1 protein-coding gene is annotated in these 1,044 nt (G+C 52.2%); it reads left to right on the forward strand.

The genetic code is table 11. The features are described 5' to 3' along the window. A partial coding sequence (locus tag MFF34_RS28040) for an IS3-like element IS2 family transposase (RefSeq protein WP_125114374.1) occupies window positions 1-877 on the forward strand: 877 nt, incomplete at its 5' end. Between the last annotated feature and the right edge of the window lie 167 nt (window positions 878-1,044).

Here is a 1,044-nt window from a genome sequence, read left to right on the forward strand (position 1 = left end):
GGGATGGGGAGTAAGCTTAGTCAGCCGTTGTCTCCGGGTGTCGCGTGCGCAGTTGCACGTCATTCTCAGACGAACCGATGACTGGATGGATGGCCGCCGCAGTCGTCACACTGATGATACGGATGTGCTTCTCCGTATACACCATGTTATCGGAGAGCTGCCAACGTATGGTTATCGTCGGGTATGGGCGCTGCTTCGCAGACAGGCAGAACTTGATGGTATGCCTGCAATCAATGCCAAACGTGTTTACCGGATCATGCGCCAGAATGCGCTGTTGCTTGAGCGAAAACCTGCTGTACCGCCATCGAAACGGGCACATACAGGCAGAGTGGCCGTGAAAGAAAGCAATCAGCGATGGTGCTCTGACGGGTTCGAGTTCTGCTGTGATAACGGAGAGAGACTGCGTGTCACGTTCGCGCTGGACTGCTGTGATCGTGAGGCACTGCACTGGGCGGTCACTACCGGCGGCTTCAACAGTGAAACAGTACAGGACGTCATGCTGGGAGCGGTGGAACGCCGCTTCGGCAACGATCTTCCGTCGTCTCCAGTGGAGTGGCTGACGGATAATGGTTCATGCTACCGGGCTAATGAAACACGCCAGTTCGCCCGGATGTTGGGACTTGAACCGAAGAACACGGCGGTGCGGAGTCCGGAGAGTAACGGAATAGCAGAGAGCTTCGTGAAAACGATAAAGCGTGACTACATCAGTATCATGCCCAAACCAGACGGGTTAACGGCAGCAAAGAACCTTGCAGAGGCGTTCGAGCATTATAACGAATGGCATCCGCATAGTGCGCTGGGTTATCGCTCGCCACGGGAATATCTGCGGCAGCGGGCTTGTAATGGGTTAAGTGATAACAGATGTCTGGAAATATAGGGGCAAATCCACCTTGTGCTGATATGAATACGGATATTTTATACAGAATACTTTTCAGTACAAGCGACTGTATTACAGTCTGCCATATATGATTACCTGTGATCAGGAAGAATAAGTGGCTGAGGTTTCAAACTGTCTGCCGGTATATTCCTCTCTCCCTTAAAAAC

Origin of the sequence: Pseudomonas sp. PAGU 2196, assembly GCF_022179005.1 — a bacterium.
GTDB lineage: Bacteria > Pseudomonadota > Gammaproteobacteria > Pseudomonadales > Pseudomonadaceae > Aquipseudomonas > Aquipseudomonas kermanshahensis.